The sequence below is a fragment of the Brachyspira catarrhinii genome (assembly GCF_005518285.1).
In the GTDB taxonomy this organism is placed as follows: Bacteria; Spirochaetota; Brachyspiria; order Brachyspirales; family Brachyspiraceae; genus Brachyspira; species Brachyspira catarrhinii.
Genome location: NZ_SJDU01000627.1, coordinates 1 through 884 on the forward strand (window position 1 = coordinate 1; position 884 = coordinate 884).

Annotated in this window: 1 protein-coding gene; it reads right to left on the minus strand. The window is 34.7% G+C overall.

Going from position 1 to position 884, the window contains the following annotated elements; all coding sequences use genetic code 11:
• Positions 1–884, minus strand: an 884-nt coding sequence (gene thrS / locus EZH24_RS12720; RefSeq protein WP_137999405.1) for a threonine--tRNA ligase, incomplete at both ends; no start/stop codon positions are given.

Sequence of the window (884 nt, forward strand, 5' to 3'; positions counted from 1 at the left end):
AAGATCTTCTTTTTTCAAAACGTCCGCTATTTCTTTAACTCTATCAATTTGATTTTTATCGTTCAAAACATTCACAACCGCGACTTGTAAAGGCGACAACCATAAAGGAAATTTTCCGTTATAATGCTCGGTTAATATTCCAATAAATCTTTCCATCGAACCCAAAATCGCTCTATGAAGCATAACGGGAGTATGTTTTCTGCCGTCTTTTCCTTCGTAGCTTATTTCAAAACGCATTGGAAGAGAAAAATCTACTTGCAAAGTTCCGCATTGCCAATTTCTATCCAAAACATCTTTAATATTAAAATCAATTTTTGGTCCGTAAAAAGCTCCGTCTCCTTCGTTGATTTTATAAGCTATTTTTAATTTATCCAAAGCGTTAATCAAAGAATTTGTGGCAAGTTCCCAAGCCTCGTCAGTTCCTATTGATTTTTTAGGGCGAGTAGAAACGAATATTTCAAAATTCTTAAATCCAAAATCTTTATAAACCGACAAATAGTAATCTATCGTATTTATAATTTCGTCCGCAAGTTGTTCTTCCGTGCAAAATATATGAGCGTCATCTTGAGTGAAAGCTCTCACTCTAAAAAGTCCATGCAAAGCTCCAGAAAGTTCATGCCTGTGAACGAATCCCAACTCGGCTACTCTTAAAGGCAAATCTCTATAGCTATGAATATTGGAATTATAAACTATTAACCCACCTGGGCAATTCATCGGCTTGATTGCAAATTTAGTTTCGTCAATTTCGGTAAAATACATATTTTCCTTATAATTATCCCAATGTCCGCTTCTATGCCATAAATCCTCGTTTAGAATCGCGGGAGTTTTTATTTCGACATATCCTCGTTTTTCATTTTCTTTTCTTATATACGATTCCACTTCTT